The sequence below is a fragment of the Methanohalobium sp. genome (assembly GCF_018609725.1).
Classification (GTDB): domain Archaea; phylum Halobacteriota; class Methanosarcinia; order Methanosarcinales; family Methanosarcinaceae; genus Methanohalobium.
On sequence record NZ_JAHENT010000011.1, the window covers coordinates 1 to 3,210 of the forward strand.

Here is a 3,210-nt window from a genome sequence, read left to right on the forward strand (position 1 = left end):
CTCAAATACAATCAGGTCGTATCTCTCTACCAATAATTTGCTCAGACAATGCGAGAAATGGTTTCTAGCAGCAACAACTTTCCTGTGAATTCTGTTCACTTTCTGTTTCTGCTTATTATAATTGTTTAATCTGAATTTCATTCTCGATAATTTTCGCTGTTCTTTAGCAAGTCTTTTCTCAGCTTTCCTGAGAAATCTTGGTGGGTTGACAAAATCATCATCTGATGTAGTTATGAAAGATTTCAGTCCCAGATCAATACCTACAGCGTTTTCAGGTGTTTCAGGAGTTGGGTTTTCTGACAATTCTACGGTCAGATATGCAAACCATTGTTTACCTTCCTTTTTCAGAGTGCAGGTCTCCAGTTCGCCATCTGGTAGTATATCGACATCAATCTTGATGGGATTTGATTTACCGGTTATTTTGGATAAATATAACTTATCTTCTTCAAGTTTCCACCCGTTCCCATGCTGTTTATATCTGAAACTACTGAAATCTTCTTTACTCTTGAATTTGGGATGACCTTTCGGAAGAATTCCATCGTATTTGATAAATCCTGATAAATTGTTCCCACAGGGAACGTCTTTCTTTTTAACAAACATCCCTTTTTTAAGTCTGGTGTTTTTCAGTCTCCCTTTTTTCAAATCATCAAAAAACTTGTCATAAGCAAAACATAATCTCTGGAATATATCCAGTCTTACTGATGAATGTATAGGATAATCCAGATTTTTTAGATATCTTTCCAAATCTGATCTTTTTACAGATAGACCGGATCTTTCGTATAAATCGACTTGGAGTGACAGAAGATGGTTCCAGATTGACCTGCAGTACTCTAAAGTTTCATCCAGTTTTTCCTCCTGCTCAGGAGTTGGATGTATCTTGAATCGTAAATTCCTGCAGTTTTGACATTCTTTACGAACCATCAACCCCACTCTTTAACTTGATACTGATTATATGTTTCAAAACTATTTAAATTTTATCTACTGCTAGCGATTATCCCGTTTTATAAAGATGAAGAAAACCACGATGTTTTTAGCATCGTGGTATAACAAAGAGTCAAAAAAAGTATAAGTATTTTGCTAAACGATTGTATAATGCATGTATCTGACCCAGAAGAACCATCTCCGTGCTGATAAGCAGACCTATGAAACTTTGAAGAGGTTGACCAAACTGTCCAAGAACCTGTACAATTATACATTGTACACCATCAGGCAGTATTTCTTCAACTATGGGAAATATCTCAATAAGAATACTGCTTATCACACGGTTAAAGAGAACGAGAATTACAAATTGATGCCATCTCAGGTTGCCCAGAATACTGTGGAAACTGTAGATGGTGGTATGAAATCGTTCTTTAAGCTTCTGGATAAAAAAAGAAAAGGAGAATATGAGAAACCAGTTTCTCTCCCAAAGTATCTGGATAAAGACAGTAATTTCATATGTACATTCAAGAAAGATCAACTGAAGGTTATCGACGGTAAAATCAGATTATCGTTGGGTTTAGATTATTACAAAACTTATGGAACCAAGTATCTATATTTCAAGATACCTGATAACGTAATAGGTCAATACATTAATCAGGTTAGGATTATCCCGAAATACAAGGGTAGATGGTTCGAGATTGAATATGTATATCATGAAGATGGGGAGATAGCTGAACTGGATTATAACAGACATCTGTCGATAGACCTTGGAGTGGACAACTTTGCGACCTGTGTAACAACCAGCGGGACTGCTTTCATATTAGACGGCAGGAGTATCAAATCTTACAACCGCTGGTGGAACAAGGAGAAGAGCAGGTTACAGTCAGTCTACGATAAACAGAATGTAGATAATGGAATCAATATGGATAGTTTTTCTAATAAAAGATTCTGGAAGATAAATGATTTTATGAACCAGTGTGTTAATCATATAGTGAAACACTGTCTGGAAAATAGAATCGGCAATATTGTGATTGGAGAGATGAAAGAAATCAAACAAGAACAAAACATCGGTAAAGAAAACACCCAGAACTTCCAGAAGATACCGTTTTCTAGATTTAAACAGAAATTAGCTTCTAAGTGTGAATACCATGGTATTAAGTATCACGAAGTAAACGAAGCTTATACCAGCAAGGTAGATGCACTGGCTTTAGAACCCATTAGAAAACATAAGAAGTATCTTGGTAAGAGATCGAAACGGGGTATCTTCCAGTCATCTACAGGTAGACTGATCAATGCCGATATCAATGGAGCATTGAATATTCTGAGAAAGGTAATCGGTGATTCCCTTTCAGGGATAACCGATAGTGGGGATGTGAACTCCCCTGGAAGAATAAGACTTTCAAGGTAGACTTCTTCCGAAGCCGCTGAGTCTTTAGCTCAGCGGTAGTTCACTTATACTTGTTTTTGTGGGGCCTGACCTAGGGTTGATATTGCCGTTTTTATCTGGTGCTGTCATGGTTATACTGGGAATGGGACTTTTCCTGATGGGTGTTAAACTTGGTATGCTGCCCATGGGTGAATCCACTGGTTCTGAACTGCCAAAACATGGCTCACTGTTGTTTATTATAGTTATAACCTTTTTACTGGCATTTCTGGTTACAATTGCCGAACCAGATGTACGGGTTTTAAGCAGCATGTTTGCTATGGTATCTGAAGGAGTGTCCCGAATCGCATTGATTATTTCTATTGCATTAGGGCTTGGAGTATTTGTAGCAATATCCATGCTCAGAATTGCTTATGGAATACCTATTAAATATCTGTTCACTGTCGGCTATCTTTTTGTGATTATACTGTCTTTCTTCACACCACCAGAATTTCTTGCAATTTCTTTTGATGCTGGAGGAGTGACCACCGGACCATTAGCAGTACCTGTGATACTTGCACTTGGTATAGGGATAGCTTCGATGCTTGGTGGTAAATCCGAACTTTCAGATGGATTTGGGTTAATTGGTCTTGCATCGATAGGTCCAATAATCACTGTCATGTTAATGGGTGTGTTTATCTAATGCTTTATGGAGAGCATGGATTACTAACAGTTTTAATAGAAGTATTGGAAGCATTGTTACCATTATTGATATTTTTTGCAATTTTCCAGATTCTATATCTCAAATTTCCAAGACTGGAATTACTTAAATTAATTATAGGAATAATACTTACTGCTATTGGTATGATACTATTCCTTTATGGTGTATACAATGGGTTTTTGCCAGTTGGGCAAGAAATTGGTGA

General features: G+C 37.0%; 4 protein-coding genes. 3 read left to right on the forward strand and 1 reads right to left on the reverse strand.

Features of this window, described 5'->3' with window-relative positions; all coding sequences use genetic code 11:
- The coding region (locus QZ276_RS00230) for a transposase (protein ID WP_292484190.1) at nucleotides 1-921 on the reverse strand (921 nt) is incomplete at its 3' end.
- Nucleotides 922-1,096: 175 nt separating this feature from the next.
- Here QZ276_RS00230 and QZ276_RS00235 point away from each other — a divergent pair.
- The 3 genes from QZ276_RS00235 to QZ276_RS00245 form a co-directional block, all read left to right on the forward strand.
- Nucleotides 1,097-2,329 (forward strand): transposase, encoded by a 1,233-nt coding sequence (locus tag QZ276_RS00235; protein ID WP_292484192.1) that lies wholly within the window; start codon nucleotides 1,097-1,099, stop codon nucleotides 2,327-2,329.
- A 58-nt stretch (nucleotides 2,330-2,387) separates the two neighbouring features.
- The gene (locus QZ276_RS00240) at nucleotides 2,388-2,987 is read left to right on the forward strand and encodes a DUF1538 domain-containing protein (protein WP_292484193.1); all 600 of its coding nucleotides are present in this window, start codon (nucleotides 2,388-2,390) and stop codon (nucleotides 2,985-2,987) included.
- The coding region (locus tag QZ276_RS00245) for a DUF1538 family protein (protein WP_292484195.1) at nucleotides 2,987-3,210 on the forward strand (224 nt) is incomplete at its 3' end. The genes QZ276_RS00240 and QZ276_RS00245, both read left to right, overlap by 1 nt.